Source organism: Nocardia sp. NPDC058058, assembly GCF_042885355.1.
GTDB lineage: Bacteria > Actinomycetota > Actinomycetes > Mycobacteriales > Mycobacteriaceae > Nocardia.
Genome location: NZ_JBHVSA010000045.1, coordinates 1 through 1,113, shown reverse-complemented (window position 1 = coordinate 1,113; position 1,113 = coordinate 1). Strand labels below are relative to the sequence as shown.

2 protein-coding genes are annotated in these 1,113 nt (G+C 74.1%); one reads left to right on the top strand and one right to left on the bottom strand.

The window, feature by feature from the left end; genetic code table 11:
• A partial coding sequence (locus ACFVUS_RS44050; protein WP_387781570.1) for a globin occupies nucleotides 1-339 on the bottom strand: 339 nt, incomplete at its 3' end.
• A gap of 104 nt (nucleotides 340-443) precedes the next feature.
• Here ACFVUS_RS44050 and ACFVUS_RS44045 point away from each other — a divergent pair.
• Nucleotides 444-1,113 (top strand): methyltransferase domain-containing protein (locus ACFVUS_RS44045; protein WP_387781567.1); only part of this gene is annotated, 670 nt, incomplete at its 3' end.

The window sequence follows — 1,113 nt, the reverse complement described above, 5'->3', positions numbered from 1 at the left end:
CTCCGGCGCCAGCGCCAGCTCGTCCACCGCGACCCGCATGTGCTTCAGCCACGCGTCGTGCGCGGCCGCGTCCACCTGGAACGGCGCGTGCCGCATCCGCAGGCGCGGGTGGCCCCGGTTCTCGCTGTACGTGGTCGGGCCGCCCCAGTACTGCATCAGGAACAGCGCGAACCGCTCCTCGGCGGGGCCGAGGTCCTCCTCCGGGTACATGGGCCGCAGCAGCGGGTCCTCCGCGACACCCTGGTAGAAGCGGTGGACCAGACGGCGGAAGGTGTCCTCGCCGCCCACCAGCTCGTAGAAGGTCTGCTCCTGAACCGTGCTCCGCGGAATGTCATTCACCTGACCATCGTCTCAGACGCCCGGACGGAGGACCCCGGTCCTAGGACTCCCGCCCGAAGCCGCGCGCGTTCGCACCCCGGGGCCCGGCGCAGGACAGTGGATGCATGGGCGCACACCCCGAGGTACGCGACGTACGGGAAACCGCGCACGCCGCCCAGGTACGGGAGCTGGACGCCGCCGGGGTCCTGGTCGATCCGGCCTGGCGGGCGGCCTTCGAGGGGGTGCCCCGGCACGCCTTCGTGCCGTACTTCTGGACCGGCCGCGGCGCCGGCCACGAGCGGCTGTGGGGCGAGGACCCGGATCCGGAGCAGCGGGCCCGCTGGCTGCGCGGCGTGTACACGGACACCCCGCTCGCGACCCGGCTCCGCGACGGCGAGCTGGTCTCCTCCAGCAGCCAGCCCTCCCTGATGGCGAAGATGCTCAACGCCCTGGACGTGTGCGACGGGCACCGCGTGCTGGAGATCGGCACCGGCACCGGCTACAACGCCGCGCTCCTGTGCCACCGGCTCGGCGACGACCTCGTCACCACCGTGGACCTGGAGGAGGAGATCACCGAGTCCGCGCGGACGCACCTGGCCGCGCTCGGCTACCGGCCCACCGTGGTCACGGGGGACGGGGCGCGCGGCTGCCCCTCCCGCGCCCCCTTCGACCGGATCCTGGTGACCTGCACGCTGCCCCGGATCCCGCCCGCCTGGCTCGGCCAGTGCCGGCCCGGGGCGCGGGTCCTGGCCCCGCTGTCGACCGGGCTGATCGCGCTCACCGTCCGGGACGCCG